Origin of the sequence: Tuberibacillus calidus DSM 17572, assembly GCF_000430685.1 — a bacterium.
GTDB classification, from domain to species: domain Bacteria; phylum Bacillota; class Bacilli; order Bacillales; family Sporolactobacillaceae; genus Tuberibacillus; species Tuberibacillus calidus.
This window is the reverse complement of sequence record NZ_AUMM01000084.1, coordinates 1-2605: the sequence shown is the minus strand read 5'-3', so window position 1 is coordinate 2605 and position 2605 is coordinate 1. Positions and strand designations below refer to the sequence as shown.

At 46.4% G+C, this 2605-nt stretch carries 3 protein-coding genes; 2 read left to right on the top strand and 1 reads right to left on the bottom strand.

Features of this window, described 5'->3' with window-relative positions; all coding sequences use genetic code 11:
- Positions 1-262: 262 nt before the first annotated feature.
- Entirely contained in the window at positions 263-577 is a 315-nt protein-coding gene (locus tag H532_RS0113965; RefSeq protein WP_051263357.1) for a hypothetical protein, read from the bottom strand.
- Positions 578-879: 302 nt separating this feature from the next.
- On the opposite strand from H532_RS0113965, the gene H532_RS0113960 reads away from it, so the two are divergent.
- Together H532_RS0113960 and H532_RS0113955 are read left to right on the top strand one after the other, a co-directional pair.
- Positions 880-1953: a M42 family metallopeptidase gene (locus H532_RS0113960; RefSeq protein ID WP_027725972.1), complete on the top strand. Its 1074-nt coding sequence runs from the start codon at positions 880-882 to the stop codon at positions 1951-1953.
- Positions 1954-1960: 7 nt separating this feature from the next.
- On the top strand, positions 1961-2485 hold the full coding sequence (locus tag H532_RS0113955; RefSeq protein ID WP_038112608.1) for a DUF84 family protein: 525 nt from the start codon (positions 1961-1963) through the stop codon (positions 2483-2485).
- The last annotated feature ends 120 nt before the right edge of the window (positions 2486-2605 follow it).

The following is a 2605-nucleotide window of genomic DNA, read 5'->3' as shown; positions in this document are numbered from 1 at the left end:
TTTTTATCATTATGGTATTTTAAAAAATCGCCAAGATTGATTTGAGCCATTCCACATAAATGTAATTATATTCCAGCTATTTGCAAACCTAGTGGCATAAATCAGGTTTTTGCTCAGTTTTGGCAGCCGATCGACCTGAAATTGCGCATATGCTCCAGTTTTTTACAGCCCCACCTTCATTTTTCCATTTATTAGGGTGTCTGCTTGTTTTTTATTGTGGATTGCTGCAAAGGATCACTCGCCGGACTGGGGTGGGCCTGTTTTACTGTGGGGTGAAAGATAAAAGCGTCCCGGTCTGGGCATCGGCGACAAAGTCATAATGAACAGCTTCCCCGTCTTGATTTTCCGTTACACCGCCGCGATAGACGGTCTGTGTCAACATGCCGTTTTTCCTTTGTTCGGGCTCTGAATAAATCCACGCGCCGTCAATGGCAAAGGCGTTTTTTATTTGGCTTTTTACCTTAGTCAACACTTCGTCCGAGCGGAGGAGACGATGTTTTGAAAAGGCTTTGGTTAAGGAGAAACCAACGGCGGTACCAAGGGCAAACGCAAGGATCGCGGTCCGGGTCGTTTTCATTTGGCATCACCCTTTCGAGTAGTTATAACTATTATAACGGACTGTAGTGCCTGCGTTCAAAAAGACGAGAACCCTCTCATCATTATATCCTTTAAGGAACGATAAAATTTTTGTTTCTTGAAATGCCTATGACAGCCGTAGCCATATTCTCCTTAACGGTAAATGGTTTAAGGTTGGTCAGGCGCGGGTGAACGGACATAGTGGCACCGAAATGAAGAAATATTTCAGTTTTTTAGATGGAAAAAGGTCGTTCGATTCGTTAAACTATATACGATGATACATACGAAAGGGATGTCCGTGATATGAATGAAGAAACGCTTGCGCTTTTTAAAACGCTGACAGAGTTACCCGGAGCCCCTGGATTTGAAAACGAAGTCAGGGCGTTTATGAAAACGCAATTATCTAAATACTCTGACGAAGTGATTGAGGACAACCTTGGCAGTGTGTTTGGTGTGAAAAAAGGACCGGATGATGGTCCTAGAGTCATGGTTGCGGGACATATGGATGAGGTCGGTTTTATGGTCACGCAAATTACCGACCAAGGATTGCTCCGCTTTCAACCGCTCGGCGGGTGGTGGAATCAAGTGCTACTGGCACAAAGGGTCCAAGTCATTACACCGAATGGCCCGGTGCCTGGCGTCATCAGCTCGATTCCGCCGCATTTGTTAAGTGATGAACAGAGAAAAAAACCGATGGAAATCAAAAATATGTTGATTGATATTGGTGCTGACGACAAAGAAGACGCAAAGCGGATCGGCATTCGCCCGGGCTTGCCGGTCGTTCCCGTCTGTCCGTTTACGCCGATGGCCAATAACAAAAAAATTCTCGCAAAGGCTTGGGATAACCGTTATGGATGCGGACTTGCCATTGAATTATTGAAGGAAGTGCAAAACGACAGCCTTCCGAACAACCTTTACTCAGGCGCTCATGTTCAAGAAGAAGTAGGGTTGCGCGGTGCCCAAACCGCCTCTCACATGATTCAACCGGATATTTTCTTTGCGCTTGACGCCTCGCCCGCCAATGACATGGCAGGCGACAAAAATGAATTCGGTCATTTGGGAAAAGGGACTTTGCTGCGCATTTTTGACCGTTCTTATATCACCCACCAAGGGATGAGGGAATTCTTGCTCGATACCGCCGAAACCAACAACATTCCTTATCAATACTTCGTTTCTATGGGTGGCACGGATGCTGGCCGCGTGCATTTAAGCCATAATGGGGTGCCTTCTGCGGTCATCGGCATATGCTCTCGTTATATTCATACTTCTTCTTCCATCATCCATGTCGATGATTATGCCGCAGCCAAAGCGCTACTTGTGGCTCTTGTACGAGCTTTGGACAAAACGACCGTTGAAACGATTAAAAACAATGCCTGATTAAAGGATGGGTAATGTGTTGTATACCATTGGAGTTGGATCAAAAAACCCAGCCAAATTAAAGGCTGTAAAGCGTCTGTTTGAGCCGCTGGGATCGGCGGTAATCTCCGTCGACGTCCCCTCAGGTGTCTCTGCCATGCCGCAAAGTGATCGAGAAACGCGACAAGGGGCTGTTAATCGGTCATTAGCCGTTCTGCGCGAGTCGCAGGCTGAGATTGGTATTGGCTTAGAAGGCGGTGTCATGGACATTGACGGCGAAATGTACTTATGCAACTGGGGGGCACTCTCAGATCGCAATGGCTGTACCATTACAGCAGCCGGTGCACGCATCAAACTGCCAGAGGCGCTCCGTGACGGCATTTTGTCTGGTTTGGAACTCGGCGATGTCATTGACCGTTATGCCGCGAAAAAAGACGTCAGAAAAGCCGAAGGAACGGTCGGTATTTTAACCAATGGGCGATTGCCGCGGGATGACATGTTTTATCATATCGTCACCCTTTTATGGGGGAGTTATGAATTTCAGTTGAAATAAAAGATATAAAAGCTGGAAACGTAAGAAAAGGGGCCGGGACATAACTAGCCCAAAATAACGTAAAAAAGGTTCCGATTATCGCTTTTTGATGGTCGGAACCTTTTTCAGGTGTTATTTTCC

Excerpts from the sequence above, each read along its gene's own strand:
- H532_RS0113965 (WP_051263357.1), bottom strand. The coding sequence starts at position 577 with ATGAAAACGACCCGGACCGCGATCCTTGCGTTTGCCCTTGGTACCGCC.
- H532_RS0113960 (WP_027725972.1), top strand. The coding sequence starts at position 880 with ATGAATGAAGAAACGCTTGCGCTTTTTAAAACGCTGACAGAGTTACCC.
- H532_RS0113955 (WP_038112608.1), top strand. The coding sequence starts at position 1,961 with ATGGGTAATGTGTTGTATACCATTGGAGTTGGATCAAAAAACCCAGCC.